The sequence below is a fragment of the Phyllobacterium bourgognense genome (genome assembly GCF_003337575.1).
Taxonomy (GTDB): domain Bacteria; phylum Pseudomonadota; class Alphaproteobacteria; order Rhizobiales; family Rhizobiaceae; genus Phyllobacterium; species Phyllobacterium bourgognense.
Map to the genome: position 1 here is coordinate 33,586 of NZ_QPJM01000015.1, position 26,046 is coordinate 59,631.

A 26,046-nucleotide genomic window follows, 5' to 3' on the forward strand; every position below is an offset into this window, starting at 1 on the left:
TCCCGGTCGCAAGAGCCAACGATAAAGCGATATTGATCGGCACCGTGTTTTTTCGGCGGTCCGCTCCGAAACCCATCCGGGGAATGGAAACGACGAACCCATCAATATGTCCTCATACCTGTAGTCGCACGAGGAACATTGCGGCAAGCGGGACGTTGGATGGAACAGAGGAACAGGAGAATTGCCATGAAACCATTCGCTCTGACTGCGCTTGCCATCCTGCTGGCCGGCCCCGCCTTTGCACAAGTCGGCTACCGAAAAAAACGGGAGTTCACTCTTTGATAGGCGCTGCACCTACGACACAGGATTTCGTACTGAAGGCTGCCGCGAGTGACATGTTCGGGATCGAGTCGAGCAAGCTCGATCTCTTTGAACGGTATGGCGACGGGGGCGAAAACGCTGATCTAAAGGCTCGGGCCGCAAAAACTCGCCCGGATTTGGAACACCATTTGATGATGGCGGAGGATTTAAACAAGTAGTCAGTTCGATCACGAGCTGTCCTGCAAAGGAGATAACATGGCCAAAATACCCGGAAAAGACAACCTAACGAGTTCACCGCAGAGGGATGCCAAGGGGCAGTATGCCCGCACACGGCACGGCTCGACCAATGACGGTATTGCAAGTGCAAACCCTCGAGTGCTGTCGGGCAAATCTGACGGCGATGCCACCTTCAAGAACGATGCGAAGGAAAATGAACGCGATAGGCGAGCACCCGCCAAGTAGCTGCACGGCGCAATGTCAACGGAGCGAGGAAAAGAGGATGACAGACAGCAAAACGACAACGGATCACAAGACCATCCAGCGCTGGGCAGAAGAGCGTAACGGCGTTCCATCTAAAGTCGCGGAAAGCGGAGAAGGCGGTGTCCTGCGTATTGATTTCGGTGAGCCGGAAGAAGGCCTTGAGAAGATTTCGTGGAAAGACTTTTTCCAGGTTTTTGACCAACGAAAGCTGGCTTTCCTTTATCAGGACAAGACTGCAGATGGTAAAATGAGCCGCTTTAACAAATTTGTCTCAAAGGACAAGTGACGGACCTTTGGCCTCTCGGATCGCTATTCGGAACTATTGGAAGAACGCGGTTGATCTTCGCCTGACATCTTGGCCCGCCGGCCCAATGCGCCTGCACGTCTAAGGCTTGATAATGCCTTCGCCCTCGAGCCCCACAATGTTGGCGTCGTCGTCCTGCTCCTCAAGGAGGGGGTCTTTTGCGGCAACCGGCCCCTCCGGTTGATCAGGAGTAGTCGAAAAATCCGTTCCCGAGGAGCTCGCCGTTTGCGCACCTGGCGCGTTCCGTCCTTCTGCGGCATCATGCGGAGGCAAATCCCCTCGCACCCCGCTTTCGTCTATTTGGTCGAGCAAGCGCGCTGCCTGCCGAATAAGCTCGTCTTGGCCGAGGCCGACAGAATTCGCAGCGGACAGATCAACCAAAACCCGTTTTCCATCCTCGTAGACAAACGCGACGGTATATCCGTCACCGCCTTCTCGAGCATTAATATGTCTTTTTATGATCCTCATGAAAAGGCCTCCTTTGTGATCTGCAATCAACCATCGCTCAGGGCTTTTGTTCCGGCGATTGTTAAGCGCGGCGGCAGTCCTCGAAAATGTGAAGACAGTCGTCCATCCACTGTTTGAACAGAAGGTCTCGCATACCTCATCCACGGATCCCGAAAACCGTGCTGCGATGACGATCATTCGAAACGGCTATGACCAACGCTGTCATTTTCAAATTCATACGAAGACCGGGAACTTTTACCTCCGCCTAAAGTTCGTGACGCAATTCAACACCGCGTACCAACCGCGACGACTGGGAGGAAACGATGCAAGACCATTCTCAAAAAGAGACGAGATCTCGATCTGGTTCGTCTGTTCGGGGCGATCAGCCGGATGCCATTTCTGGGACCATAGAGACTAAGCGATCATTTGATGATCTCACGCGCAAAGCCTCCGATGATTTTGGCACCGTAAAAGACAAGGCCAAAGAGCAGCTGCAGGAGGCTTCCGGTAAAGTCGAACAAGTCGCATCCAAGCAAAAGAATATCGCGGCCCGCTATGCTGCCTCGATCGGGGCAGCCTTGGAAAAGGTCGGCGCAGAGATGCAATCTGGAGAAGACGCACAGGTAGGCAGGTATGCCAAGGAACTCGGCTCGACGGTAAAATCCTATGCGAAGGATATTGAGGACCGTGATCTCAGAGAAGTTGCTGGCATGGCGGAAGATTTCGGTCGACGGCAACCGTTGGCATTTCTTGGCGTCGCTGCACTTGCCGGGCTTGCAGCAAGCCGCTTTCTGACAGCTTCTGCCCACAGAGGCCCGACCGGGGAATCGACGGCCAATCCCACCGATGCGCATAGCCAGAGTGATCAATGGAGGAGCAACGTAAATGACTGACGTTAACGAGAGCAGGCCGTTGCCTGAGCTGGTCCGTGGGCTGATCACAGACGTCACTGGACTGGTCCGCAAGGAACTTGATCTTGCCAAGACGGAGGCATCCGAAAGTTTCACCAGGGCACTGGGTGGGATCGAGGTGCTGGCCATTGGACTGGTATTTGCCATTGGCGCGCTGGGCGTGCTGCTGAGTGCGCTCGTAACCGGACTGACCGCCATCTTCGTCTCGCAAGGTTTCACAGAACCAGGTGCGAACGCCCTCGCGGCGCTCATTGTCGCCGCCGTAGTCGGACTCATTGCATGGGCGTTGATGTCCAAAGGCATTTCGGCTCTGCGTGGCAGCAACTTGAAAATGGAGCGCACCACTACCTCACTCGGCAAGGACGCCAACGTCATCAAGGAGAAAATGTCATGACCCTGACCGCCGATAAACCCAATGCAGCCGAGATCCAGCGGGACATCGAAAGCGATCGTCGTCGCATTGAAGAACGAATTGACGCCATCCAGGAAAAGATGTCTCCGGGGCAATTGATCGATGAAGTTATTGGCTACGTAAAGAGCAGCGGGGGCGGGGAATACGCTGCCAACTTGGGTAGCGCTGTGAAGGCAAACCCGATCCCCATGGCTCTCATGGGAGTGAGTTTGGCTTGGCTAATGACTGGACAAAGGAATCAGTGGACAAACGCCGATAAGGCTAGGGACGCGGATCTATATCCTTTGGCAACAATCACCGGCGAAATCCGTCGCACCGGACCGATGCAGGAGGAAGGAGGTATGACTTACAGCCACTTTGCCGACGCGGCTGGCAACCGTTTCAAAGCTCTGACCGATACAGCAGGGAAACGCGCCGGCTATTTCATTGACGAGAGCGGCAGAAGCTACCGGGGTTTTGCAGATGCCAGCGGAAATCGTGTTACAAGCATCATGGATGAAGCTGGCGCAATGCTGGATGATGCGTCCGGTTGGATTTCCGACACGTGGCAGCAGGTGAGTGACACGGCGCACGATCTATCCGACAAGGTTGCCGATAAAGCCCGTCAGCTTAATGATACGTCTGCTTCCGCCGGTCGTGTGTTCCGGGATCAAACGACAAGGCTGAACGAGTCGATCCTGACGCATTTCAGAGACCAGCCCTTGGTAGGTGGCGCTCTCGCGTTCGCCGTTGGAGCAGCGATCGGAGCGGCTCTCCCACCTACACAAGTTGAGGATTCTGTCGCGGGAGAGGCCGCGGAAAGTGTCAAAGACAGTATTTCCGATAAGGCAGAAGGCATTCTCGACAAGGGCAAGGAGGTTGCGTCAGACATCTATGATCAGACTGCAGCCGTGGTCGACGACGCTTATGAAGCAGCAAGCCGGCGTATAAAGGATGCGACGTCAACCGACCATACTTGAAATGAGGTACTGAGGTGTCTGACTGTCTCGGCCACACAGGTTCGATGCGGCCTATTCCTGATCACGGGGAGTTATCCTGTAAAGGTAGCAACCGTCTTGAGGACATGCGCGCTGTCATTGCCGGCGGCGACAGTGGTATCGGCCGCGCTGTCACTATCGCGTATGCTCGCGAGGGCGCCGAGGATGACGCAACCGACAAGGATTGCTAAAGCTGACGCGTGGTATTCGTTCGACACGTAGACCATCACGGGTCGAACGTGAAGATCCATAAAATTTTGCTTTGCGGTGGAGCCTCGTTTTACGATGTGAGCCGCCGGCAGCAGACAAGAAAAGCACCTTCACATCCATTCCGCGACTGACGACAGATAGCGGAACGAACACACAATCCAACCGTTGAACTCAGGGAAGTTAGCCAGGAGGAAATGCGATGGGTATCGAGCAAGCTCCAACAGCAAAAGGCAAGGAAGCAGCGCGCGGATTGAGAAAGAGCGCAGCAGCGGATGAGAAGAAGGTCGAGTCCCAAAAAGGTTCGGACCTTGCCAAGGGTGCAGATCGCTTTGAGGAACGTTCGAAAAGCTCCGACGGCAAGAGCGCGGGCAAAAAACAGCGCCTTCGATAGGCGAGCCCGATCTTACGAACTATTTGCGTGATGTTTCAATCTCACCGGAATAGATAAGTTTCCTGAGTTGACCGGTCATAATCTTTGTCCCGCACTTGGTGAGGGCGGAAGCGCTTGAGATCTCTCATTCGCCTTGAGGCCGAAGTCTCAAGACTCTGGTGGAGATGGACGATGTTGAAGGCTGTTGGTGCGATTCTGGTGATAGCCGGCGTGCTCGATTCAGCTTGGGCGGCGCTAAGTCGTCGCAAGCTGAGTCGGCCGCCTAAATCGCCAGGCAGTCAAAACTCACCCTCTTTATGCTGAATGCTGCCGATCGTTCCTTAATATCTACCGCTGGATATTATTGACCCGAGGGAAAGTCTCTCGGGGGCTCATCGTTCAGCGGTGAGCCTTTTTACCGGAGGCTCCAGCATTGTTGTTGGCGGAACTTTTTCTCCCAAATAAGCGTTGGAATGACATCAGCTAAAAGGAGATACGCCATGGACTGGAACCGAGTTGAAGGCAATTGGAAGCAGACCAAAGGCAAGGTAAAAGAGCAGTGGGGCAAGCTTACCGATGACGACCTTGACGTAATTGCGGGTAAGCGGGACCAACTTGAGGGTAAAATCCAGGAACGCTACGGCAAAGCCAAGGACGAGGCCAAGAAAGACGTGGACGCTTGGTACAACAGCCAAACCTGGCAATAGTCGGTGAGCTGCGTGCAGGAACCGGTCGTTGTCCAAATGATGATGCTTTGGCGATGACCGGTATTGCATTGTCGACATTGGATTTTCAATGAATTACAGCAGAGCATTCAACCAGCCACCGACCCGTTAATTTTCATGGGTGTACTTTTGACAACCTTTTCTTGATTTGGACCAACGGCAGTACCCTGGGAAGACCCTTATCGTTTATTGGTTCTGCGCCATTGATCGAAAACTTTCAAATTGTTGAGGTCTGTCGGCGGGTAAAGGCCGATGATGGATTTTCCGGCTTGGACGAGTTCCAGAACGAAGTCCTCGTACGCTGTCATCTCCACCGCCTCCTCTGCGAGCTCGGTGGCTAGATGTGCGGGGATAATCACAGCGCCCTCACCATCGCCAACGACGATATCGCCGGGCCAGACTGCCACATCTCCACAGCCAATGGGAACATTGATATCGATCGCTTGATGGAGTGTGAGATTCGTCGGTGCGGAGGGACGGTGATGATATGCCGAAAAGGCAAGGGTGGCTATTTCCGGAGAATCCCGAAATCCGCCATCGGTTACTATGCCTTCGACACCTCGTTGCATCAGGCGAGTGATCAGTATTGACCCAGCCGATGCGGCTCTCGCATCCTTGCGGCTGTCGATAACAAGCACAGCTCCCGGCGGGCATTCCTCGATGGCCCTGCGCTGGGGATGCGCGGGGTCGCGGAAAACAGACAACTGGTTGAGGTCTTCACGAGCAGGTATATAGCGAAGCGTAAATGCCTCGCCCACCATATTGTGCTCCGATCGTCCAACGGGCCTTACGTCCTGGATAAACTGATTGCGCAAGCCTCGTTTGAACAGTGCAGTGCAAAGTGTGGCGGTGCTCACGCGGCGCAATTTCTCACGCATTTCAGATGTTAGGGCAGGGGTCATGATGATGCTCTCTTGATTAAATACATTGATTACCAACGTGGAACGCGGCGCTCATATGTGGGATCGAATTGCTGCATATAGAGGGTGTCGTTGCGGTCGATCATCCCCGCACTGTCATAAAGATCAGCCAGTTTACGGAGTTTCCGGCGATCGATCGACACACCAAGTCCAGGCTTGCCAGACACCTCAAGATTGCCGTCGGCAAAACGGAATGGATCGCCCTCAATGATGTCAGTGTCGGTCCATGGATAATGTGTATCGCAGGCGAAATTCAGGTTGGGCGTTGCTGCCGCCAAATGCGTCATCGCTGCCAGGGTAATGCCGAGGTGAGAATTTGAATGCATGGAGACCTGCATCCCAAAGGCTTCGCACAGTTTCGCCAAATGCGTGGACGCACGCAGGCCACCCCAATAATGGTGGTCCGACAAGACAATCTTCACTGCATCTCGGCGTACCGCCTCGGCCAGATGGTCGAATTCCAGGACAACCATGTTCGTTGCCAGTGGAATATTGCAGGAGCGCGCTACCTCCGCCATCGCCTCCATACCAAGAACCGGATCTTCGAGATATTCGAGGACACCTTCGAGTTTTCGAGCGACATGAATCGCGGTAGCGACCGTCCATCCGCCATTTGGGTCGATGCGAAGAGGATGGCTCGGAAACGCCGCACGCAGATGCAGCATCGTTTCAATCTCGACGTCCGGCTCGAGAACACCACCCTTTAGCTTCAAGGACTTGAATCCATACTGGTCGACAAAGCGTCTTGCCTCCCCGACCATGGCCGCAGGGGTCATCACTTCACCCCAATCGTCGGGTTCCTCGCCGATGTGAGCCGCGAACTTATAAAAGAGATAGGCGCTGAAGGGCACGCTCGCCCGAACCGGTCCCCCCAGAAGATCGACCACGGGACGACCGAGGATTTTACCTTGGATGTCCAGGCAGGCGACCTCATAAGCGCTGGCCACAACATCCGTCAGCTTGTGGTCCGCAACGGCGGTCTTCGCATTAATGCCTCCGCCGTTTGGAAGAGCGTTCCAAACCCGCTTCTTCAAATCGTGCAGATGAAAGGGGTCAAGACCGACCAAGTTTGCGGCGGCTTCACGAAGCCCGGTAAGCGCTTTGATGCTACCGTAACTCTCGCCAAGGCCCACGGTGCCGTCATCACAAACGAGCTCGATGATCGTTCTCAGCGCATATGGCTGATGCACCCCTTTGCAATTGAGAAGCGGTTTGTCCGGTATGGCCACAGGGGTCAGTTGAATATTTTCGATACGCATTGAATCCACCTAGATTGATATGGCAGATTATTACACTTGCATATTACAATTGCAATGTGATATCTCAGATTCATAACGGAGATACCAGATGACTGCCGACGATAGATTGGATGACATTCTCAATCCTGCTTTGTTGATGGGGGAGGGCAATCTTGTCACGCAGGTCCACCGCACCTTACGGACAGCAATCGTCCAAGTTCGGTTGCGTCCTGGAGCCGCACTTTCGGAAAAGGACATTGCGCGTTGCCTTAACGTCAGCAAGACCCCAATCCGCGAAGCCTTGATACGGCTGGTAGAGGAGCGCCTTGTCACCGTGGTGCCCAAAAGCGGAACCAGGGTGGCCCCTATCAATATTGAACGGTTCCGGGAGGGCTGTTTTGCCCGCCTGCATATCGAAGTGGCTGCGGTCGCCCAAGCGGCAGCTCTTCGGTCAGACGAAGACATCATACGCATGAAGGCAAACCTGTCACGGCAGCGCGAGGCCTTGGACAATGAGGCCTATTGGGAGTTCTTTTTATGTGACGAGCAGTTTCACGCGCTTATTCTCAAAGCTGCAGGACTGAAAGGGCTGGTCCCGATCATGGAAGTCGCCAAGGTTGAAGTCGACCGCATTCGTAGCTTGAAGAACCGCCTCGGCGTTCGGCGTACCGAAACGGTCATTGGTCAGCACGAGGAAATAGTCGACGCCATTGCTGCACGTGATCCGGGCCGCGCCTCGGCCGCGATCCGCAATCATCTGGGTGAAGTCGACAAGCGCATCTGGGAGCTTGGTGAGGACCATGCGCTATGGAGCTACATTGAATCGGTGAGCCGTCCTCAACCAAAAACGCAAATCGGTATCGTTGGATAAGAAATCTCTCCGAAGGAATGAAAATAATGTGCAAGAACAAGACCGCAATCGTCGCCGGTGGCGCTCGTGATATTGGCCGCGCCTGTGCCGTGAGGATGGCAGCAAGTGGCGCCAAAGTCGCCATTCTTTATAATTCCAGTGAGAAAGCTGCCTTTGATACGATCGACGAAATAACGGGGTTTGGCGGCTTGGCAGTCGCTATTCGCGCCGACCTGACCAAGCAGTCCGAAGTCGATCATGCAGTTGAGGAGACCCAAAAAAACTTCGGTCCCCGCATCGACATCCTCCAGTTTGTCACCGGCGGTCTCGTCGCACGCAAGAGCGTGCCTGAAATGGACGCGGAATTCTGGCATCAGGTGCTGGACCTCAACCTCACCTCATTATTTCTTATGGTAAAGGCAGTCCTTCCGCATATGGGTGAGGGGGGCTCCATCGTAACATTCGCGTCGCAGGCCGGGCGCGACGGAGGCGGGCCGGGAGCGCTTGCCTACGCGACCTCGAAGGGCGGGGTGATGAGCTTTACCCGAGGACTGGCCAAAGAGATCGGTCCGAATATCCGTGTCAACGCACTCTGTCCCGGAATGATCGACACCACCTTTCACGACAAGTTCACCAAATCTCAAGTGCGCGGCCGCGTCGCCGGAGCGACGGCTTTGAAGCGTGAGGGGACATCTGCGGAGGTGGCGGAATTCGCCGCGTGGCTTTCGTCCGATGCTGCCAGCTACGTCACGGGAGGATGTTTCGACATCAATGGCGGCGTGCTCTTTTCCTAACAAACGACGATCGGGAGGATCGAACAATGAATATCAAACTGAAACTTGCGTCGGTGGCAATTGCCTCGCTACTTGCTGCAACACCCATTGCGGTGAACGCCGAGACACCCAAGGACCAATTGATCATAGGGCTGTCAATGACAAACCTTTTGACGATGGACCCGGCGGAGGCAGTCGAAACCGAATCCTTTGACGTTCTCAACAATCTCTATGACCGGCTAATCGAGATGGATCCGCTAACGCCGAGCAAAATCGTTCCGGGTCTCGCAGAGAAATGGACAATCGCGGAAGACGGAACAATCACGTTCAACCTCCGGTCAGACGCAAAGTTTCATTCCGGAAATCCGGTTACATCTGCAGATGTATTGTGGTCGCTGAAGCGCGTGATGAAGCTGAATCGCGGGCCGGCGTCATTCTTGCGTGAGATAGGCTACTCAGCTGAAGTGTTGGACGCCTCCCTTTCCGCACCCGATGCGCACACCGTCGTGCTCAAGCCGTCTGCCAAAATCAATCCCGAGATCATTCTGTTTACACTCGCGCGAACGGTAGGCAATATTATCGACAGCAAGACTGTGCTGGAAAACCAATCCAACGGCGACCTGGGAAAAGCTTGGTTGACCAACAACTCCGCCGGATCGGGCCCTTTCGTGCTCAAGCGCTGGAACGCCAACGATTCCGTGATCCTCGACCGCAACGCCTCATACTGGCGCGGAGAGCCCGAACTGAAGCGGGTCGTCATCCGCCATATGCCTGAATCGCAAAGCCAGCGCCTTCAAATTGAAAACGGAGACCTTGATGTGGCGCGCTCGCTTTCTGCAACGGACCTCAAGGCGCTTGCAACCAATGAAACTGTGAAGATCCAGAAAGTTGCAAGCGGTGGGTTTTACTATCTTGCTGTCAGCACCGCTGATCCGGTTTTCTCCAAACCCGAAATACGGGCAATCTTGCCGTATCTCATCGACTATGAGGGGATGCAAACAGCGGTTATCGGCGATTATGGATCCGCGCGGCAGGTCCCCGTTCCCGCCGACTATCCAGGCGCGATTGCTGATCCAGGCTATAAACCCGACATTGCCAAGGCCAAGGCGCTTTTGACGAAAGCTGGATACCCTGACGGCTTCAGCACAAGCATGCTCGTTTTGTCGGACTCTCCGTTCGTAGAGATTGCAACGGCGCTCCAGGGCACCCTCGGACAGGCGGGTATCAAGGTGGACATCAACCAAGGCAACGGTACACAGGTCTACGGGAAGATGAGAGATCGCCAGTTCTCCATGATCGTGGGGAGAAGCGGCGGACAAATGCCTAACGTGCTAGGGGCAATTCAGGCCTATACCAGTAATTTCGATAATGGACCGAAAAGCACACAGACGGCCAGTCTGGCTTGGCGCACCTCGTGGGACATTCCTGAATTGACCGCCCTTACTGCACAGGCAAGGGCTGAGCTCAACGAAACCAAGCGCCTCGAGCTTTATCAGCAAATACAGGAAAAATTCCTGAGTTCAACGCCGCCGCTCTTGGCGATCGCTGCAGCAACACAGCCCAGCGCCATACGCGCCAACGTCGAGGGCCTTGTTGATCAGCAGGCCCGTTCGCCAAGCTGGTATTACGTCAAAAAGACCTCAGAATAGTTCGGGACAAATCATGTTATTAAAAGCCGCCATGGCTCCGGAAGGGGTGGGCTACCGGGCCGCCAGCCTTGTCAAGACAATGCTGGGGCCGCTGGTCAGTGTCCTTGCAGCTTTCCTTGGTTTGATGATCATTATCTTCTTTATTGGTCGTGTGCTTCCCATTGATCCCGTTCTGACGATTGTCGGCGACCAAGCGGACGCGCAGACCTATCAACAAGTCTCCCACGAACTTGGACTCGACCGCCCGCTGATCCAGCAATTTTCGATTTTCGTATCGAACGCCGTAGCGGGCGATTTCGGACGGGCGCGGCTTACGGGAAACCTGGTCCTGTCAGATCTGATCAAAGTCTTTCCTGCAACGATAGAGCTTGCAACAACAGGTATTGTGATAGGAGCTTTGCTGGGCATACCCCTGGGCGTCATCGCTGCCGTGAACAGAGGCCGGGCGACGGATAGCATTTTGCGGATCGTCATGCTGATGGGGCATTCCACCCCGATCTTCTGGCTGGGGTTGATGGGGCTCTTGCTTTTCTATGCCGCTCTGCACTGGGTCGGCGGTTCCGGGCAATTGAGCCTTTACAATCTGGATATTGTACCGCGAACAACCGGATTCATAACGGTCGATGCGTTGCTGGCCGGAGATATGGAGGTCTTCTGGGATGCAGTGAACCATCTGATCCTGCCCGCCAGCATTTTGGGATATAGCTCCACCGCATTTATAGCCCGCATGACGCGCAGTTTCATGCTTGAACAGCTGCCGCAGGAATATATCATTGCAGCGCGCGTCAAGGGGCTTTCCGCGCGACAGGTCATTTGGGGACATGCATTCCGCAATATCCGCGTCCAGTTGCTCACAGTTCTGGCGCTGGCCTATGGCGGATTGCTTGAAGGAACCGTCCTTGTCGAGTCCGTGTTCGCCTGGCCGGGGCTTGGGCAGTATTTTACCAATGCCCTGCTCATCGGCGACATGAACGCCGTCATGGCTGCGACGTTGCTTATCGGGGTCATCTTCCTCGGATTGAACCTTCTCAGCGACATTCTCTATCGCCTGCTCGATCCAAGGACCCGCCAATGACGATTGCCACAAATGCTATTGCGTCCGCAGGTTCCTCCAAGCTCGCGCGTTCGATGCAGCTGCTTCTCAATTTCTGGAAAATGTTCCGAACCGACCTGCCAGGGGTCGTTGGTCTGGCGGTTATTCTTGTGCTCATCCTTCTGGCCACCGCCGCACCCATCCTTGCTCCTTTCGATCCTTATCTGCAGTCGCTTGGTTCCGTCTTGCAACCGCCGAGTTGGGAGCATTGGGCAGGCACTGACGAGCTTGGGCGCGACATTCTCAGCAGGCTGCTCTTCGGTGCCCGAACCACCTTGCTCATTGTCATTTCGGTGTCTCTCCTCATCGCGCCAATAGGATTGTGCATAGGGGTGTGTTCCGGTTATTTCGGCGGCTGGGTGGACAAGGTCCTTATGCGAACAGTCGATATTTTCCTTGCGTTGCCATCTTTAGTGCTGGCGCTGGCTTTTGTTGCAGCGCTCGGCGCGGGCGCGGAAAACGCAGTCCTTGCCATGGCGTTCACCGCCTGGCCGCCCATCGCCAGGCTTGCCCGGGCAGAGACACTCAGTATCCGTTCATCCGATTTCATATCGGCAGCCCGGATGTACGGTGCTTCGCCGCTCCGTATCATTTTCCGGCATATCGTTCCACTTTGCCTTCCGTCCATTGTCGTGCGGGTGACTCTGAGCATGGCCGGATTCATCTTGACGGCGGCCGGCCTCGGGTTTCTGGGATTGGGCGCACAACCGCCAAGTGCCGAATGGGGTACGATGATTTCAACAGGCCGAAAAGTCATGATTGATCATTGGTGGGTCGCGGCTTTCCCCGGCATCGCAATCCTTATCACGAGCCTCTCATTCAATATGGTCGGCGATGCATTGCGCGACGCCATGGACCCAAGGACAAATTGACCATGACAGGGCATCAAAAGCATGACGCTGTGCCACTGCTTTCCGTAAGGGGGCTATGTGTCCGGTTTGGAAACGGTAACGAGGCGGTAGCCGCACTCAGAAATCTCTCGTTCGATCTTGGCAAGGAAAAGCTCGGCATCGTGGGAGAGTCGGGCTCCGGCAAGTCGACGCTCGGGAGGGCAATTTTGAAGTTGTTGCCTCGTATGGCCACCATATCCGCGGACAGACTTGATTTTTGCGGTTCTGATATCGGCAAGGCAAGTGAAAGGCAAATGCTGCAAATACGCGGTTCCCAGATTGGTATGATCCTTCAAGATCCCAAATATGCTCTCGACCCCACAATGAAGATCGGTCATCAAATTGGCGAAGCCGTCACATTGCACCTGGGAAAACGTGGCAAAGACAAGAAAACCCATATCCTGAAAATGCTCGACAGCGTAAAGATCAGGGATCCACAACGCGTCTATGAATTGTATCCCCACCAGATTTCGGGCGGCATGGGGCAGCGCATAATGATCGCAATGACACTTGTCGCTCAACCCAAGATCATTATTGCTGATGAGCCAACGTCGGCTTTGGATGTAACAGTCCGCCGGCAGTTGCTTGAATTGCTTGATGAACTTGTAACCGCGCGTGGTATCGGGTTGATCTTCATTACGCATGATCTCGATTTGGCAGAAGGCTTTTGTGACCGCCTTTTGATCATGTATTCCGGACAAATTCTCGAGGAGCTTCCGGCCAGTTCGCTTAGCAACGCCAAACATCCCTATACAAGGGGACTGCTTGAGAGCATGCCCCGCCTTGAAGCACCGACAGAACGGCTGCCCGTTCTTGTCCGTGACCCCGCGTGGCAACGCGATGTGAATGGGAGCCTTTCGCAATGATCGAAATCGAAAACATCAGTCTAACCTATGGTCATGGGAAATCGGCCGTAAGACCATTGAACGGCGTCTCATGCAAGATCGAGAAGGGCGAGGCTTTCGGGATCGTCGGTGAGAGCGGTTGCGGAAAGTCCAGTCTTCTAAGGTGTATCGGTGGTCTCGAACGGGGCTGGGAGGGACGTATATCTATTGGTGGGTCTGAGATTTCACATTCCCGCAAGGCGCACGAAATGCGGGTTGTTCAAATGGTCTTCCAAGATCCATACGGGACTCTGCATCCACGCCACACGGTCGGAACCGCCTTGTTCGAACCATTGCGGGCACAAGGCATGCCTCGCTCTGTCGAGATAGTCGAAAAGGCGCTGTCCGACGTCGGACTCAGCCCATCGTTCCGCACACGCTACCCTCACCAATTATCTGGTGGTCAGCGCCAACGGGTTGCAATCGCCAGAGCACTGATAGTAGGGCCAGACGTTGTTTTGCTCGATGAACCCACTTCCGCGCTGGATGTTTCCGTCCAGGCCGAAATTCTCAATCTACTTTCCGAACTGCGCAAGTTGAAGAACCTGACATATATCCTTGTGAGTCACGATCTGGCTGTTACCGCCCACATGTGCAACCGCCTTGTGGTGATGAACAGTGGCAAGATCGTCGAGGAATTAACGGGGAATGATTTGCGCAACAACAACAACCATCATCCCTATACACGGGAACTTATCGAAAGCAGTCAGCGATACAAGAGAGCCGCCTGATCGCATTGAGAATTCGGGGCCCCTCTACGCTTGGCGCAAACCAACGGCCGCTTCTGGCGGATATCGTTGAGCGGACATTCAGCCGTTCATCCGAGAGCCAGAAGCAGCTCACCAATGGCAAACGGCGCATCTTAGCAGCTACACTTTCTGCACTGGACGAGCGGAGCCTTTGATCGCATAATTTTCGACTTGGGAGATCGTCCGATGTCGAGCGACGGCTACAACCAATATTGCCCGGTGGCAAAAGCGTGCGAGGTACTGGAACCGCGTTGGACGCTTCTGCTGCTTTGCGAAATGTGGTCCGGGTCAACCCGCTTCAACGAAATTCGCCGAGGGGTTCCAGGCATGTCACCGTCCCTCATGTCAAAGCGGCTCAGGGAGATGGAGGCAAAGGGTCTCGTTGCCCGCACGGAAAATCCCTCGACCGGTGACATCAACTACACCACAACGACGGTTGCTGATGAGCTTGAACCGATCGTTTTGGAACTTGGCAAATGGGCGCACCGCAATGTCGATGCGGAGGTGACACTGGAAAACCTCGATGCGAAACTGTTGATGTGGAACATGCGTCGCAAGATCAATATCAACGCCTTGCCAGCCAGACGCAGCGTCATCGAATTCACTTATCCGGAACTGCCAAAAGACGAGCAAAATTTCTGGTTGATAGCGAAACCTGGAACGCCCGTTGACCTGTGCTCGCTCGATCCTGGTCACGATGTCGATCTCTTTGTCTCCGCCGATCTGAAAGCCATGACGTCGGCCTGGATCGGCTGTTCCACTTTGAGAGCAGAGATATCGCGAGGCAAGATTTCATTGATCGGCGATATGTCGATCGCTGCATCCATCGACAGTTGGTTGGGGCGCAGCACATTTGCCGAGTGCTGACCGTGGGCCTTCCGCTTTGACCGCTTCATAATCTGTACCTGTATCGCTACAGTTTCTGCACTGGCCTTAAGGCTCGTTTTGGCGAAGACTCCTCCATGCCCAAACCCTTGATGCCACTGCAGCATCTATGGACCGCTTCCGGTCTGGTTTCGGCACAGGATCAACAGAAAGAGATGATGCCGGACGCCGCTGAGCTTCCGCACAGCATCCGGCTATGAAGGAGGAGATAGCATGAGTGACATTCAGTTCAGGAAACGAGAAGGCGGGTCAATCTCCATTTCCAGCGACTTTTTGACGGTATTGCGGACCGAGCTTCGCGGAAGCTTGTGTTTGCCGGACGAAGCCGGCTACGACGATGCACGGACGATCTGGAACGCCATGATCGATCGGCGACCGGCAGCTGTCGTGCGCTGCCATGGCGCAAGCGACGTCATGCGCGCTGTTAACCTTGCTCGCAACAACGGGCTGCTCGTGTCAGTACGCGGTGGCGGTCACAACATTTCTGGCAACGCCGTCTGTGAGGGTGGCTTGCTGATCGATCTTTCACCGATGAGGTCGGTACGGGTCGATCCAAAGATGCGCACGGCACGGGTGGAGCCGGGCGTGACGCTCGGAGAGTTCGACAAGGAAGCGCAAACGTTTGGCCTTGCTACTCCGCTCGGCATCAACTCGACCACGGGGGTGGCCGGTCTCGCACTCGGCGGCGGTTTCGGATGGCTCAGCCGCAAATTCGGTTTCACGGTGGACAACTTAATCTCGGCCGATGTGGTTACCGCGGCCGGCGAACTTGTCCAAGCAAGCGCATCGGCGAACCCGGACCTGTTTTGGGCCATTCGCGGCGGCGGCGGAAATTTCGGCGTGATCACATCCTTCGAGTTCCAATTGCATTCGGTCGGTCCCGATCTGGTATCCGGACTGATCATTCACTCGTTTGCCAATGCCCGTGAGCTTCTTGCGCGGTATCGCGAGGTAGCGGCTGCCACACCCGATGACCTCACCATCTGGGTGGTATTGCGCAAGGCACCGCCGCTGCCGTTCCTTCCTGAGGATGTGCACGGCAAGGAAATCCTGGTGTTTGCCGTCTGTTATGCAGGGGCGCCGAGTAAAGCGGAAGAGGCACTTGGCCCGCTTCGCGCACTTGGCGAACCGATCGCCGAGGCGATCGACCTGCAACCCTATGCCGCCTGGCAGACGGCGTTCGACCCGCTGCTGACGCCGGGTGCGTTCAACTATTGGAAATCCCATAATTTTACAACTCTGAGCGACGGCCTGTTTGACACGCTGATCGACTATGTTGGCACATTGCCAACTGCGCAATGCGAGATATTCATTGGCCAGCTCGGCGGTGCCAGCAGCCGCGTCGCTTCCAACGCAACCGCATATCCGCATCGCGAGGCCCAATTCGTGATGAACGTTCATACGAGGTGGCTCGATCGAGCCGAAGAGCAGATGTCCATCGATTGGGCTCGGGGGCTTTTTGCAGCAACCGCGCCGTACGCGACGGGGGGTGTCTACGTCAATTTTATGCCGGAGGATGAGACTGGCAGAGTGGCGCAAGCCTATGGCGGCAATCTTGCACGGCTGGCGACGCTCAAGGCCAAATACGACCCGGACAACCTCTTTCGGGTGAACCAGAACGTCAGGCCCAAGGCGTAGGAAGGTGGGGTGACGACGGCTATAGCGGTCCGATAGTCGTCGTCACGCAAAACGAAGGAATGAGGTCGCTACCAAAGCGGCTTGAAATGAATATAAACCAACTCTGACTTCGGAGTGGGGCGGGCGTGAATGTCCGCAGGTGAGCAAAGCTGCCGCTCACTCCATTCTCTCCAGATCGTCGGAGGTCCTCCTCCAGTCTTCCAAAGAGCGAGAACCAGGATCGTTCAGGCTGGCGTGGAGGGTGCTTCAATCCACTCTCTTCCAATAGGCGTCTTTGCGCACCACGGATCCATCAGCGTGGACAATATCAATCCAGTGCAGATCTGATTACATCAACCTGTTGTTGTTCGACGCATGAGTTAAAGACGTGTCCAAGTCTCCCTGGCTATCGCGAATATCTGGTACGAGGCGCGTGGGTGACACGAAACGTGCTGCTGGAAAGCTTGCCACGTGGGGAAGAAGAGCCGTTGCTCTCTAACCGGTCGATTGAGCGATGCCATGGAAGGTGAGTTCCGAGATCAGGATCTCATTGGAAAGGCGGGCTGTGCCAGCGGCCGGGTTGCGTCCCGGCCGCTGTCCCAGAGTTCAGCGTTTAGCTTTGTCCACCCTTGCGACCCGCTTCGCGAGCGCGTTCGGGATCGTCCGCGAAGTTTTCTCCCCGCTGCCCGTCGTTTTGACCTTCTTCGGCCGTTTGTTGCCCACCTTCGCGGTTTCCACCGGACTGTTGATTGGATTCCCGATCCCCGCTTGCTTGCTGTCCGCCTTCTCGACCTGCCTCCGCTGCGCGTTGCGGATCATTCTTGAAGTTGCCACCGGACTGCTTTCCACCCTCGCTTGCGATCTCCCGCTGCTTGTCATCATCCATAGATGCAAAACCGCGATTTGCGGTATCGCCCTGTTGGTTACGTCCATTGTTATTCGGCATAGTTTCCTCCTGTTGCTGTTAAATCCCCGTGCTGCCCAACCAAAAGCCAAAGCAAATGTTCCTGATTTGTGTTGGACTGTGCGTTAGCGGACAAAACTTTTGATGTACCTGAGTGCGCACGCAATTGTGGTGTTCCAGAAAAGGCGCGGCTTGAACTGGTCGCCGACGCAACTGAAATTGCGAACGTGAATTCGGATTGTATTGTCGCGAGGTATTGACCACTCGGCCACACAGGCGCGGTATTGTTGGTAGACCTCAACGCCGGCTCCCAACACGCGGATGCCCACTTCTCTTCGGCGCAACGTTGGCAAGGCCATTGGCGCGAAAATCTATGCAATGTGCGCTCGATGCGGCAAAGTTTTTCCCGATACATGTTCGAAAGTTTTAAAAAAGCCATAGACCTTTCTCGACAGCGACCCGGCACAGGAGATGGCAATCATGGATGTGCAAAAGACGGAGCGATGAGCGGACAGACACGATTACCTTCATTGAAGGCAGAAGGCATGGTCGATGAAACCCGATCGACCTCTATCGAGGGTATGCGCGACACCATGTTTCTGGAACGACTGTTGCAGCTTATGAACAACGGGCAGCCGCCTGAAAACCAGGATCAGGAAAGTCGTCCGAACTCAGGACTTCCTCGGCCATGATAACGGTCAGGTTGGTCCTCGTGCGACAAATACCGCACGATGTGCTCCCTTGGGATCGTCATTCCTGGTCACCTGTCCACGGTTCGTGTGTTTTGCGGCGCTTACGAACGCCTGGCGCATTCGGCGGCACTTGGATGGGAACGGCACCTGCGCCGCGGTCTAAGGCGAAGTCGCGGCACGCGCTGCCCACTTTGCGCTCCCCATGCCAACTCGCCCGGGGACCGTGTCGCGAAAGCGCCCATCCAGTCCGGAGGCGTCGTCGCCGTAAACGACCGATCATCACCATAATTTTTCAAGCCATCCTTCGCGCCCCGTAACCGGATCGGAGAGGGGAGATACCAGCTTATTCATCTGCGCAAGCATGGCGGCCGTTGGAGCTTCTTGGCACAAATCGGCTGTCTGATTGGGAGGATACGCGCCGACAACAAGAAAATCGGGGTTTGCCTCCAAGCAGCAGTGGCCCGTGCCCACCGGAAGCACAAGCACGTCACCCGCTGTCACACTGACCTCTTGCCCAGCGGGTCCGCCGAGCATGAGCCGCGCCTTGCCGTTGGCGATGCCCAGGACTTCGTGTGCCGTCGAATGATAGTGATGAAAAAAATAGACACCATCGTGCCACCGCGGCGGCCAATCATTGCGCCGAAACATGGACTCTAGCGCTGCCGCAGCCTCTTTCCCCTCTGCGACCATCACGTTGTGGTAGATCAATACCGGGAACCGCTGGTGGTTGGGCACCCAGCCGTTTCGGTCAAGGTGCAAGGTTTCGGGCTTGCCGATGGTCGGCCGCAGGTCGGTCATGGTGAACTCTCCAGTGACGGAAACATCAGTGATGCGCGTGTTCAGCGTTTCGCTTGCGCGTTGCTGCAGCCTTCTTTGCTGACGCCGAACGCTGCTCGGCCGATCGATGCGCGGAGGCCGCGACGCCGATGCGTCCACCCTTCGTCGAGGATTCGTGCGTGTCCTTCTTTCCGCGCCCTGACCCCGACGTGTTGCCGCCGCTGCTGTCCTTATTGACCGTCGCCCATGCCCGGCGTTGCGCTTCACCCTCGGACATGCCGCGTTTTCATAGCCTTCGGCAACGTGATCCGCCTTGCGTTCCTGTTTGTCCGTGTATTCGGATTTGTCACCTCGTGGCATCATCAACCTCCTGCTCGATTTCGCCCTATCGCTTTTGAAAGCAGAAGAAATCAATTTGTTCCGCCGCAAGCCGCACAGTGACCATTTTGATCAAAGTTCGCGCATGGCGGAACCTTGCAGGTGAACTGTCGTTGTCCGGTAGATCAATAGTTTACGGATTGGGCGAGAGGGAAACTGAATGCAATGCAATGGGCGATTACTTCTTGATGCGGTAACCGGTGACGCCATCGACATGCTCAATGCCAGCGCTAGCGAGCACCCGAATTTTTCACGTTCAAACAGCTATCATCAGAATTTGCCCGACGGTGCTGGCAAGGACATACCCCGGCCGTTGAGCCATATGCAAATGCGCTCGCAAAAAGTTTCCGAAGTGATGCTCCAAAGTTCGTAACTTGCAGGTCACGACCTGTACGTCGTTCTTGGAAGGAAAGACCATGGCAAGCGATCAATTGCCGCCGATACGCAATCATTTGCTATCGAGGTTGTCCGGAGAGGACAAAGCCCTGCTTTTGCCTAAAATGCGCATCGTGCCGTTGAAGCTCGGACAGGAGATCGAGATCCCCGCACAAAAGCTTGAACGCGTCTATTTTCTTGAAAGCGGTATCGCCTCGATGATGGCGAGCTTGCCACGCGGTCGCGATCTGGAAGTCGGTCTTTTCGGCAGAGATGGCATGTCCGGCTCGGCGCTTCTTCAATATGACGACCGCAGTGCATACCGCACGGTCGTACAAATGAATGGAAGCGCCCTTCGGATCGACGCAGCCGATTTGTTGGATGCAGTGCGCGCCAGAGAATCCATAAGAATATTGCTGACAAGATTTGCGCGGGCGCTTTCAATCCAAGTGGGGTCTACAGCGATAGCCAACGGACATTCAAAGCTGGAGGATCGACTGGCCCGATGGGTTTTGCTCGCGCACGACAGGGTGGACGGCGATAGCATGATCTTCACGCATGAACATCTTGCCCGCATGTTAGGCGTGCGGCGATCGGGCGTTACTGTTGCTCTACACATTCTGGAGGGAAAGGGGCTCATCCGTTCCAGGAGATCGCAGATCATAGTTTTGGACCGCGGCGGCTTAATGGAGCTTGCCGACGGGGCATACGGCCTGGCCGAAGAAGAATCCGTTCGTCTGACCGGATGGTCGTTGCGCTAGAAAAGTTTGCCAGGCGGATGCGTGACGCACAGAGGCAGAAAATCGGGCATTACACCAAGCAAAGAGGTCAGCTCATGGCCGTTCGGCAGGTTATCGGATGAGAAGGGCGTGATGTTTGAAGGGCCGCTCGGGTTGAAGAAATTCGCAAGGGTGGTCATTGCCACCTTCGCCCTCGCGGATTTCTCCGCCGTTACAAAAATCCCCACTAATTTGTTATCGCCAGGCGGAACAATCGTCGTCTGGCGTGGTTCGTTGCTCACGCGCCACATGGGGTGGCGAATACCAACTTGAGGACAAAAGCATGCTAACCAAAACATTGGACAATTTATTTCACGAGACCCTGAAGGACGTCTACTACGCCGAACGGAAAATTCTCAAAGCGTTACCGAAGATGGCCAGAGGCGCAGAATCGCCGGAGTTGAAGGCGGCTTTCGAGAAGCACCGTGATGAAACGGAAGTGCATGTTGAGCGCCTGCAGCAGATTTTCGCGATATTCGGCAAGCGCGCGCAAGGCAAAACCTGTGATGCGATTGAAGGCATTATCGCTGAAGGTGAAGAAGTCCTGGAGGATTTCAAAGGCCAGCCGGCTCTTGATGCAGGATTGATTTCCTCAGCTCAGGCAGTCGAGCACTATGAAATGGCCCGGTACGGTACGTTGGCCCGTTGGGCGGAGGAACTCGGCATAAAGGACGCGACGGCACTTCTGCTGCAAACCCTCGAGGAAGAAATCGCCACCGATGCCGCGCTGACCAAGCTCGCCGAAACCGGCGTAAACAGCAAAGCCCAAAACGCAGCTTGATGGCAGGCGTGCTCACTCTGCGGGAATGAGCGCCTCCTCATCAGAGCGGGGGGACTCCCATGCCATTATTTCGTTTTGTTTTTCAGGAGGACGTCGTTCTTGAAGACGTGAAAGGGATTGAGCTGCCGGACTACCAACACGCGCTGGCGCAGGCAAAACAAGCGGCACAGGAAACCGTTGTTCATGGTGGTCCCAAAGGACGCGACCCAACCAGCTGGGTCGTTCGCGTCTATAATGAGCCAGGTGATCTGATCGGAACGATATTTTTGGCGGATCTGTTCAAAGCGGATCCGCAGGCGCGACGTGGGAACTGATGACGATCGTGTCCTAAGCGAGAGTTTGGTGCGATATCGCACCAACGGTCGGCGAGCCGGAACAGTTTTCCTCAGCCGGGGTTCATGGGCTACTGGGACTTTTCCAGTGAACATGGAGGAAAGAAATGCCAAACAGTCAGGACCGCAAATCAAGCAGCAGCAAGGGTGGCTCAAAAAGCTCGAGCGACAAGCAGGACAAGAGCGGGTCATCGAGCAGCGCATCCGACAAGCAATCGAAAGCTAGCGAGAGCAGCAAGAATCGCTAGCCTCATCATTCAAGCAAGGTGGCCCCTGGGCCACTTTGCGTGGTGCTGGAGATCAACGCTGGCCCCACGAAGCTGCAAGCACCGCTCTCAATTGCACTCCGAGAGCCGACGATGCTGTTCTCACCACAAATGACCCAGTAATGTCTTTGTTCACCACTCAAGAAAGCTGAAATGTTCGATAGCGTACAGTTCAGTCGACGGAGGAACGAGTTACATCCTCGACGCATTGTCCTCCCATCCACAGAGGACAAGACATGGTTGCAATCGATCGCGTTTATGAAGATTTCCAGTTGGAAACGAACTGCAGGGCGGAAATCATTGCGCTTGTGCCGGCGTTAAGAGCATTTGCAAGATCATTCTATCGGAAACCTGATGAGGCAGACGATCTTGTCCAGGAAACGCTCAAACGCGCTTTAGGGTCATTGCATCAGTTTACTCCCGGGACGAGCATGAAGTCATGGTTGTTCACCATCATGAGAAATACTTTCAATACGGCGATGAAGCACCGACTGAGGGAGGTTACAGGCGGCGAAAATGATATCGCTGAAAACGGACCCTCGCGGCCGGCATCGCAGGAATGGACTATTCGCGGCCATGAACTTGAAACGGCTCTGCATCAACTCGATCCGGATTTCCGGCAAGCCATCATGCTGGTTTGTGTCATGGGGGCCAGCTACGACGAAGCTGCGGACATTTGTGATTGCCCCGTTGGAACCATCAAAAGCCGAATAAGCCGGGCCAAGACCCATCTCTTGGAAATGTTGGGTGAAAAGTCGCGTGAGGGAATTCTGGAAGCGCCCCAATACGCGGGGTGGCAGCACGCCTCACATCGACGGCATTAGTGGCCAACGTCAATGCGTCACGCCGCAACACGAATTTAAGGGTCCAGTACGATGGTATCCAGCTCCAGGGCCAAAAAGGCAACAGGCAACTCGGAAATGCCCGATATGGAAGCTGGACGGGGCCGTGCCGCCGCGGGTCCGTCGGAAATTCCACCACGAGGATGGAAGGATGTTCTTTTCAGAGTCTACCGTTCGTTGGAGCAAGATCGGGTCATGCTGATAGCGGCAGGCTCCACATTTTATTTGCTTCTTGCTTTGTTTCCTGCACTCACCGCTTTCGCATCGTTGTACGGTTTTTTGGCAGACCGCAGCACGATTGCAAACAACCTATCAGTTCTCGCTGGCATTCTACCCAATGACGCAATTGATCTGATCCGAGCGCAGCTGGAAGCTCTTGCCACACAGGATGTCAAATTACTCAGTCTCGGATTCTTCCTCGGGCTTTCGCTGGCCTTGTGGAGCGCGAACAATGGCGTCAAAGCCATATTCGAAGCATTGAACGTCGCGTATGGACAAAAGGAAACCCGCAGCTTCCTGAGACTGAATCTGATTGCGTTCGTTTTTACATTCGCCAGCATATTTTGTGGAATTATCTTAAGTATCACCTTTAGCGTCATTTCGCGTATGTCGGCAGGGGTCGGGCAGGATGGCTGGAGTGGCGTTTCAGTCGGTATCATACGGTGGCCTTTGATCGCCGTGGTTGTCGTCATCGCGATTTCGGTCATTTATCGCTTTGGTCCGGACCGGGAACAGGCAAAGTGGCGCTGGCTTTCGTGGGGAGCCGTTCTTTCGGCGTTGGTCTGGATTGTTGCCTCGGCGGCTTTCACCTTCTATCTTGCCAACTTTGCCGACTATAACGCTACGTACGGCGCATTGGGCGCAGTAGCCGGCCTGATGATGTGGACGTGGATTTCGTTAATCATCCTCATCCTTGGCGCAGAACTGAACGCCGAATTGGAGCATCAGACTTCAATCGACAGCACCACAGGAAAGCCGGTTCCCATGGGCGAGCGAGGCGCAGTGGTCGCCGATACCCTCGGTGAATCTGCCCCTGACTGATGAGCACTCCATTCTCGGCGGCATCCCTATGAAGATAATCTGCGGAAATAGGGCCAGGGACCCCATGAAGTTGGCAATACCCAGGATTGTCAGGCGGTTGCGGACACTTTTTTGCGGACTGGTTCATTTTCGCTAACGGCAAGCTGAACTTGCCCCTGGATTTCCCTTCGAACGCCAGTCACCGAGTTTAACATTTACATTCAATACAGTTTTTAAGTACCGGATATCGCGTGGAAAGTGTCAATTCATCCCTTCGGGATTTGGTGTGTGCGATGCAGCGTTTCCCTTGCCGCACGGACGCGGAGACGATTTCCATCGCGCAGTTTTGCTCCCGACCCGCGCTCAATGCCACAGCCAATGAGGGCGCGAGATTTCTCTGAACCCTATGGCCCGTCGATACGATCAAAGTGCAGACGCGCGGTTTCAAAGGAGAGATGGGATCGCAAGATCGTACTTATCTGGCGCAAAGACTTGATAGAGGATGCCTCGAACGATAGCGAAACGGTTCAATATGCTACCGGGAGGATCTATCGTGGCAACAGGTACTGTGAAATGGTTCAATGCAACCAAGGGTTTCGGTTTTATCCAGCCCGATGACGGCGGCGCTGATCCATATTTCTGCCGTCGAGCGCGCCGGAATGCGCAGTCTGAACGATGGACAGAAGATTAGCTACGAGACGGTGCGTGATAACAAGTCGGGCAAAATATCGGCCGATCAATTGAGCGCTGGTTAATCGTCCGAGCCGAACACCAAAACAGCAACAAGGCGGGATCTCAGTGCCGCCTTGTTGCGCTTCTGTAGGCAGTGGCCGTTCTTAGGTATGATCCGTTCCGTTTACTGGGCAAGCCAGCCGCCACCTGGCCAGCCGGCAATACCTTGTTGGACGGTGCCTGTACAGCATCGCGACCTTTTTGCCGGCTTCTCAGCGGCAACGAACGAAGCCTGGATCACAAAGCATTCGCAACTGACTTTTGCCTGCGATCAAGACGTCGCATGACGGGTGTCGCGACGATGCCGTGCAGGATGATGGACACCAGAACAACGAGCGAAACGGTCACCCACATTATATCCGTCTTATCGAACGCTGCATGGCCCGTTGCATAGGCCATGTAGTAGAATGATCCCAGGCCCCGAATGCCGAAGATTGCAATCACCGCCTTTTCCCTACCCGAAATCTCGCTTCCAATCAGGCCGAGCCAACCCATGGCTGGACGAACGAGAAAGATGATTGTGAGTGCGACGGCACCTACTTTCCAATCGAACGCTCGAAAAACTGTTCCCTCTGCGATCGCTGCTCCAAAACACACGAGCACGACCATCATCAGAAGCCGTTCAATCTGCTCGGCAAAATCATGAAGGTTTGTGTGATAGTCGCTTCCCCGTTCAGCCGATCTCAGCGTCAGGGCTGTGACAAACACCCCAACAAAACCGTAGCCATGGGCCATCTCTATCAGACCGTAGCTCAGGCAGGTGATACCCAGTGCAACCAATCCATCGCCACTGCGCGCAAGCTTTGCCCGCTTTGGCAGGCGAAACGTCAAGATGCCCAGAAGCTTGCCGACCAGCCACCCCAACCCGACACCAGCGCCGAGCCTCCAAAATACATCGACCAGCAGCCAGTCTTGAAACCACGGTTTGCCAGGCTGCATTGCCAGTGCCAAAGCGATGGCCAAATGCACAAATGGAAAGCTCAGGCCGTCATTGAGGCCGGCTTCCGACGTGAGCGAGAACCGGACTTCTCCATCTTCGCCGGATTGCGGCGGTCCGACCTGAATGTCACTGGCAAGAACCGGGTCTGTCGGGGCGAGTGCAGATCCAAGCAAAAGGGCTGATGCCAATCCAAGCCCAAGAATGCTCCAGCCAAGAGCCGCGATGGCAGCGATCGTTAGTGGCATTGAGATGGCGAGAAGCCGCCATGTTGTCATCCAGCTCCGCCATGCCAAAGGTCTATCGATCTTCAGGCCTGCCCCCATCAGCGAAATGATAACGGCGAATTCCGTTACCTTCTCGGTCACGTAGCGACTGTCGAGGGGGTTGGAACCGACGATTGTCGAAAGGGGTGTCCACACAAACAACGTGCCGAAGGCAATGCATATCATAGGCAATGACAGCGGAAAGTTCTTGAGCAGCATCGGCAGCCAAGCGGTGAACAGAACGACCACGCCAAACAGTGCGAGTAGGATGACATAGGTGTTGATGGGTGCCTGCTCCCTTGTGAATATCGGCGGTCCAA

At 55.0% G+C, this 26,046-nt stretch carries 28 protein-coding genes and 4 pseudogenes; 25 read left to right on the forward strand and 7 right to left on the reverse strand.

What is annotated here, in order from left to right:
- Positions 1 to 186 precede the first annotated feature (186 nt).
- From C7476_RS21075 to C7476_RS21085, 3 genes and pseudogenes are all read left to right on the forward strand, one after another.
- A pseudogene (locus C7476_RS21075) lies at positions 187 to 479 on the forward strand (DUF4142 domain-containing protein).
- A 37-nt stretch (positions 480 to 516) separates the two neighbouring features.
- The gene (locus C7476_RS21080) at positions 517 to 723 is read left to right on the forward strand and encodes a hypothetical protein (RefSeq protein ID WP_114431825.1); all 207 of its coding nucleotides are present in this window, start codon (positions 517 to 519) and stop codon (positions 721 to 723) included.
- Between the two features lie 37 nt (positions 724 to 760).
- Complete coding sequence (locus C7476_RS21085) at positions 761 to 1,027, forward strand: hypothetical protein (RefSeq protein WP_114431826.1); 267 nt, start codon at positions 761 to 763, stop codon at positions 1,025 to 1,027.
- A 99-nt stretch (positions 1,028 to 1,126) separates the two neighbouring features.
- Here the strand turns inward: C7476_RS21085 and C7476_RS21090 are convergent, their stop codons facing one another.
- Positions 1,127 to 1,513, reverse strand: coding sequence for a hypothetical protein (locus C7476_RS21090; RefSeq protein WP_147274699.1), 387 nt, complete (start codon positions 1,511 to 1,513; stop codon positions 1,127 to 1,129).
- 302 nt (positions 1,514 to 1,815) lie between these two features.
- Between C7476_RS21090 and C7476_RS21095 the strand changes: the two genes are divergently transcribed.
- The 6 genes and pseudogenes from C7476_RS21095 (at position 1,816) to C7476_RS21120 (ending at position 5,079) form a co-directional block, all read left to right on the forward strand.
- On the forward strand, positions 1,816 to 2,385 hold the full coding sequence (locus C7476_RS21095) for a nutrient deprivation-induced protein (RefSeq protein WP_114431828.1): 570 nt from the start codon (positions 1,816 to 1,818) through the stop codon (positions 2,383 to 2,385).
- Positions 2,378 to 2,797, forward strand: coding sequence for a phage holin family protein (locus C7476_RS21100; RefSeq protein ID WP_114431829.1), 420 nt, complete (start codon positions 2,378 to 2,380; stop codon positions 2,795 to 2,797). Before C7476_RS21095 ends, C7476_RS21100 begins: the two co-directional genes overlap by 8 nt.
- Positions 2,794 to 3,774: a DUF3618 domain-containing protein gene (locus C7476_RS21105; RefSeq protein WP_114431830.1), complete on the forward strand. Its 981-nt coding sequence runs from the start codon at positions 2,794 to 2,796 to the stop codon at positions 3,772 to 3,774. Before C7476_RS21100 ends, C7476_RS21105 begins: the two co-directional genes overlap by 4 nt.
- 14 nt (positions 3,775 to 3,788) lie before the next feature.
- A pseudogene (locus C7476_RS28805) lies at positions 3,789 to 3,956 on the forward strand (NAD(P)-dependent oxidoreductase); the annotation flags it as partial.
- 245 nt (positions 3,957 to 4,201) lie between these two features.
- On the forward strand, positions 4,202 to 4,393 hold the full coding sequence (locus C7476_RS21115; RefSeq protein WP_114431831.1) for a hypothetical protein: 192 nt from the start codon (positions 4,202 to 4,204) through the stop codon (positions 4,391 to 4,393).
- 479 nt (positions 4,394 to 4,872) lie between these two features.
- Positions 4,873 to 5,079: a CsbD family protein gene (locus C7476_RS21120; protein WP_114431832.1), complete on the forward strand. Its 207-nt coding sequence runs from the start codon at positions 4,873 to 4,875 to the stop codon at positions 5,077 to 5,079.
- Positions 5,080 to 5,276: 197 nt separating this feature from the next.
- Here the strand turns inward: C7476_RS21120 and C7476_RS21125 are convergent, their stop codons facing one another.
- Positions 5,277 to 6,002 (reverse strand): ribonuclease activity regulator RraA, encoded by a 726-nt coding sequence (locus C7476_RS21125; RefSeq protein ID WP_425374019.1) that lies wholly within the window; start codon positions 6,000 to 6,002, stop codon positions 5,277 to 5,279.
- 26 nt (positions 6,003 to 6,028) lie between these two features.
- On the reverse strand, positions 6,029 to 7,276 hold the full coding sequence (locus C7476_RS21130; RefSeq protein WP_114431834.1) for a glucarate dehydratase family protein: 1,248 nt from the start codon (positions 7,274 to 7,276) through the stop codon (positions 6,029 to 6,031).
- Between the two features lie 88 nt (positions 7,277 to 7,364).
- Between C7476_RS21130 and C7476_RS21135 the strand changes: the two genes are divergently transcribed.
- The 9 genes from C7476_RS21135 (at position 7,365) to C7476_RS21175 (ending at position 16,666) form a co-directional block, all read left to right on the forward strand.
- The gene (locus tag C7476_RS21135; protein ID WP_114431835.1) at positions 7,365 to 8,126 is read left to right on the forward strand and encodes a GntR family transcriptional regulator; all 762 of its coding nucleotides are present in this window, start codon (positions 7,365 to 7,367) and stop codon (positions 8,124 to 8,126) included.
- A 26-nt stretch (positions 8,127 to 8,152) separates the two neighbouring features.
- On the forward strand, positions 8,153 to 8,899 hold the full coding sequence (locus tag C7476_RS21140) for an SDR family NAD(P)-dependent oxidoreductase (RefSeq protein ID WP_210207809.1): 747 nt from the start codon (positions 8,153 to 8,155) through the stop codon (positions 8,897 to 8,899).
- Between the two features lie 26 nt (positions 8,900 to 8,925).
- Positions 8,926 to 10,527, forward strand: a complete 1,602-nt coding sequence (locus tag C7476_RS21145; protein ID WP_181872544.1) for an ABC transporter substrate-binding protein — start codon at positions 8,926 to 8,928, stop codon at positions 10,525 to 10,527.
- A 13-nt stretch (positions 10,528 to 10,540) separates the two neighbouring features.
- The gene (locus C7476_RS21150) at positions 10,541 to 11,602 is read left to right on the forward strand and encodes an ABC transporter permease (RefSeq protein WP_210207810.1); all 1,062 of its coding nucleotides are present in this window, start codon (positions 10,541 to 10,543) and stop codon (positions 11,600 to 11,602) included.
- Positions 11,599 to 12,492, forward strand: coding sequence for an ABC transporter permease (locus tag C7476_RS21155; RefSeq protein ID WP_114431838.1), 894 nt, complete (start codon positions 11,599 to 11,601; stop codon positions 12,490 to 12,492). Before C7476_RS21150 ends, C7476_RS21155 begins: the two co-directional genes overlap by 4 nt.
- A 2-nt stretch (positions 12,493 to 12,494) precedes the next feature.
- Positions 12,495 to 13,376 (forward strand): ABC transporter ATP-binding protein, encoded by an 882-nt coding sequence (locus C7476_RS21160; protein WP_114431839.1) that lies wholly within the window; start codon positions 12,495 to 12,497, stop codon positions 13,374 to 13,376.
- Positions 13,373 to 14,125: an ABC transporter ATP-binding protein gene (locus C7476_RS21165; protein WP_114431840.1), complete on the forward strand. Its 753-nt coding sequence runs from the start codon at positions 13,373 to 13,375 to the stop codon at positions 14,123 to 14,125. Before C7476_RS21160 ends, C7476_RS21165 begins: the two co-directional genes overlap by 4 nt.
- 204 nt (positions 14,126 to 14,329) lie before the next feature.
- Complete coding sequence (locus tag C7476_RS21170; RefSeq protein ID WP_114431841.1) at positions 14,330 to 15,010, forward strand: winged helix-turn-helix transcriptional regulator; 681 nt, start codon at positions 14,330 to 14,332, stop codon at positions 15,008 to 15,010.
- A 231-nt stretch (positions 15,011 to 15,241) separates the two neighbouring features.
- Complete coding sequence (locus C7476_RS21175; protein WP_114431842.1) at positions 15,242 to 16,666, forward strand: FAD-binding oxidoreductase; 1,425 nt, start codon at positions 15,242 to 15,244, stop codon at positions 16,664 to 16,666.
- Positions 16,667 to 17,258: 592 nt separating this feature from the next.
- Here C7476_RS21175 and C7476_RS29535 read toward each other — a convergent pair.
- Positions 17,259 to 17,591, reverse strand: a complete 333-nt coding sequence (locus C7476_RS29535; protein ID WP_114431843.1) for a con-10 family general stress protein — start codon at positions 17,589 to 17,591, stop codon at positions 17,259 to 17,261.
- Between the two features lie 245 nt (positions 17,592 to 17,836).
- Between C7476_RS29535 and C7476_RS27895 the strand changes: the two genes are divergently transcribed.
- A complete protein-coding gene (locus C7476_RS27895; RefSeq protein ID WP_147274700.1) occupies positions 17,837 to 18,241 on the forward strand; it encodes a hypothetical protein in 405 nt (134 codons plus the stop codon).
- A gap of 279 nt (positions 18,242 to 18,520) precedes the next feature.
- Here the strand turns inward: C7476_RS27895 and C7476_RS21185 are convergent, their stop codons facing one another.
- Positions 18,521 to 19,039, reverse strand: coding sequence for a cupin domain-containing protein (locus C7476_RS21185; RefSeq protein WP_114431844.1), 519 nt, complete (start codon positions 19,037 to 19,039; stop codon positions 18,521 to 18,523).
- Between the two features lie 25 nt (positions 19,040 to 19,064).
- Positions 19,065 to 19,378, reverse strand: a pseudogene (locus C7476_RS21190) (plasmid stabilization protein).
- 434 nt (positions 19,379 to 19,812) lie between these two features.
- Between C7476_RS21190 and C7476_RS21200 the strand changes: the two are divergent.
- The 6 genes and pseudogenes from C7476_RS21200 (at position 19,813) to C7476_RS21230 (ending at position 24,546) form a co-directional block, all read left to right on the forward strand.
- Positions 19,813 to 20,532, forward strand: coding sequence for a Crp/Fnr family transcriptional regulator (locus tag C7476_RS21200; protein WP_114431846.1), 720 nt, complete (start codon positions 19,813 to 19,815; stop codon positions 20,530 to 20,532).
- Between the two features lie 301 nt (positions 20,533 to 20,833).
- On the forward strand, positions 20,834 to 21,331 hold the full coding sequence (locus C7476_RS21210; RefSeq protein ID WP_114431848.1) for a YciE/YciF ferroxidase family protein: 498 nt from the start codon (positions 20,834 to 20,836) through the stop codon (positions 21,329 to 21,331).
- 59 nt (positions 21,332 to 21,390) lie between these two features.
- Positions 21,391 to 21,645: a DUF6894 family protein gene (locus tag C7476_RS21215; RefSeq protein WP_114431849.1), complete on the forward strand. Its 255-nt coding sequence runs from the start codon at positions 21,391 to 21,393 to the stop codon at positions 21,643 to 21,645.
- Positions 21,646 to 22,165: 520 nt separating this feature from the next.
- Complete coding sequence (locus tag C7476_RS21220; protein WP_114431850.1) at positions 22,166 to 22,753, forward strand: sigma-70 family RNA polymerase sigma factor; 588 nt, start codon at positions 22,166 to 22,168, stop codon at positions 22,751 to 22,753.
- Between the two features lie 105 nt (positions 22,754 to 22,858).
- Positions 22,859 to 23,812: a YihY/virulence factor BrkB family protein gene (locus tag C7476_RS21225; protein ID WP_281032738.1), complete on the forward strand. Its 954-nt coding sequence runs from the start codon at positions 22,859 to 22,861 to the stop codon at positions 23,810 to 23,812.
- A gap of 532 nt (positions 23,813 to 24,344) precedes the next feature.
- Positions 24,345 to 24,546: pseudogene (locus C7476_RS21230) on the forward strand (cold-shock protein).
- Positions 24,547 to 24,760: 214 nt separating this feature from the next.
- Here the strand turns inward: C7476_RS21230 and C7476_RS21235 are convergent.
- Positions 24,761 to 25,975, reverse strand: coding sequence for a cation:proton antiporter (locus tag C7476_RS21235; RefSeq protein WP_342633356.1), 1,215 nt, complete (start codon positions 25,973 to 25,975; stop codon positions 24,761 to 24,763).
- Positions 25,976 to 26,046: the final 71 nt, after the last annotated feature.

Excerpts from the sequence above, each read along its gene's own strand:
- C7476_RS21080 (WP_114431825.1), top strand. The coding sequence starts at position 517 with ATGGCCAAAATACCCGGAAAAGACAACCTAACGAGTTCACCGCAGAGG.
- C7476_RS21085 (WP_114431826.1), top strand. The coding sequence starts at position 761 with ATGACAGACAGCAAAACGACAACGGATCACAAGACCATCCAGCGCTGG.
- C7476_RS21090 (WP_147274699.1), bottom strand. The coding sequence starts at position 1,513 with ATGAGGATCATAAAAAGACATATTAATGCTCGAGAAGGCGGTGACGGA.
- C7476_RS21095 (WP_114431828.1), top strand. The coding sequence starts at position 1,816 with ATGCAAGACCATTCTCAAAAAGAGACGAGATCTCGATCTGGTTCGTCT.
- C7476_RS21100 (WP_114431829.1), top strand. The coding sequence starts at position 2,378 with ATGACTGACGTTAACGAGAGCAGGCCGTTGCCTGAGCTGGTCCGTGGG.
- C7476_RS21105 (WP_114431830.1), top strand. The coding sequence starts at position 2,794 with ATGACCCTGACCGCCGATAAACCCAATGCAGCCGAGATCCAGCGGGAC.
- C7476_RS21115 (WP_114431831.1), top strand. The coding sequence starts at position 4,202 with ATGGGTATCGAGCAAGCTCCAACAGCAAAAGGCAAGGAAGCAGCGCGC.
- C7476_RS21120 (WP_114431832.1), top strand. The coding sequence starts at position 4,873 with ATGGACTGGAACCGAGTTGAAGGCAATTGGAAGCAGACCAAAGGCAAG.
- C7476_RS21130 (WP_114431834.1), bottom strand. The coding sequence starts at position 7,276 with ATGCGTATCGAAAATATTCAACTGACCCCTGTGGCCATACCGGACAAA.
- C7476_RS21135 (WP_114431835.1), top strand. The coding sequence starts at position 7,365 with ATGACTGCCGACGATAGATTGGATGACATTCTCAATCCTGCTTTGTTG.
- C7476_RS21140 (WP_210207809.1), top strand. The coding sequence starts at position 8,153 with ATGTGCAAGAACAAGACCGCAATCGTCGCCGGTGGCGCTCGTGATATT.
- C7476_RS21145 (WP_181872544.1), top strand. The coding sequence starts at position 8,926 with ATGAATATCAAACTGAAACTTGCGTCGGTGGCAATTGCCTCGCTACTT.
- C7476_RS21150 (WP_210207810.1), top strand. The coding sequence starts at position 10,541 with ATGTTATTAAAAGCCGCCATGGCTCCGGAAGGGGTGGGCTACCGGGCC.
- C7476_RS21155 (WP_114431838.1), top strand. The coding sequence starts at position 11,599 with ATGACGATTGCCACAAATGCTATTGCGTCCGCAGGTTCCTCCAAGCTC.
- C7476_RS21160 (WP_114431839.1), top strand. The coding sequence starts at position 12,495 with ATGACAGGGCATCAAAAGCATGACGCTGTGCCACTGCTTTCCGTAAGG.
- C7476_RS21165 (WP_114431840.1), top strand. The coding sequence starts at position 13,373 with ATGATCGAAATCGAAAACATCAGTCTAACCTATGGTCATGGGAAATCG.
- C7476_RS21170 (WP_114431841.1), top strand. The coding sequence starts at position 14,330 with ATGTCGAGCGACGGCTACAACCAATATTGCCCGGTGGCAAAAGCGTGC.
- C7476_RS21175 (WP_114431842.1), top strand. The coding sequence starts at position 15,242 with ATGAGTGACATTCAGTTCAGGAAACGAGAAGGCGGGTCAATCTCCATT.
- C7476_RS29535 (WP_114431843.1), bottom strand. The coding sequence starts at position 17,591 with ATGCCGAATAACAATGGACGTAACCAACAGGGCGATACCGCAAATCGC.
- C7476_RS21185 (WP_114431844.1), bottom strand. The coding sequence starts at position 19,039 with ATGACCGACCTGCGGCCGACCATCGGCAAGCCCGAAACCTTGCACCTT.
- C7476_RS21200 (WP_114431846.1), top strand. The coding sequence starts at position 19,813 with ATGGCAAGCGATCAATTGCCGCCGATACGCAATCATTTGCTATCGAGG.
- C7476_RS21210 (WP_114431848.1), top strand. The coding sequence starts at position 20,834 with ATGCTAACCAAAACATTGGACAATTTATTTCACGAGACCCTGAAGGAC.
- C7476_RS21215 (WP_114431849.1), top strand. The coding sequence starts at position 21,391 with ATGCCATTATTTCGTTTTGTTTTTCAGGAGGACGTCGTTCTTGAAGAC.
- C7476_RS21220 (WP_114431850.1), top strand. The coding sequence starts at position 22,166 with ATGGTTGCAATCGATCGCGTTTATGAAGATTTCCAGTTGGAAACGAAC.
- C7476_RS21225 (WP_281032738.1), top strand. The coding sequence starts at position 22,859 with ATGGAAGCTGGACGGGGCCGTGCCGCCGCGGGTCCGTCGGAAATTCCA.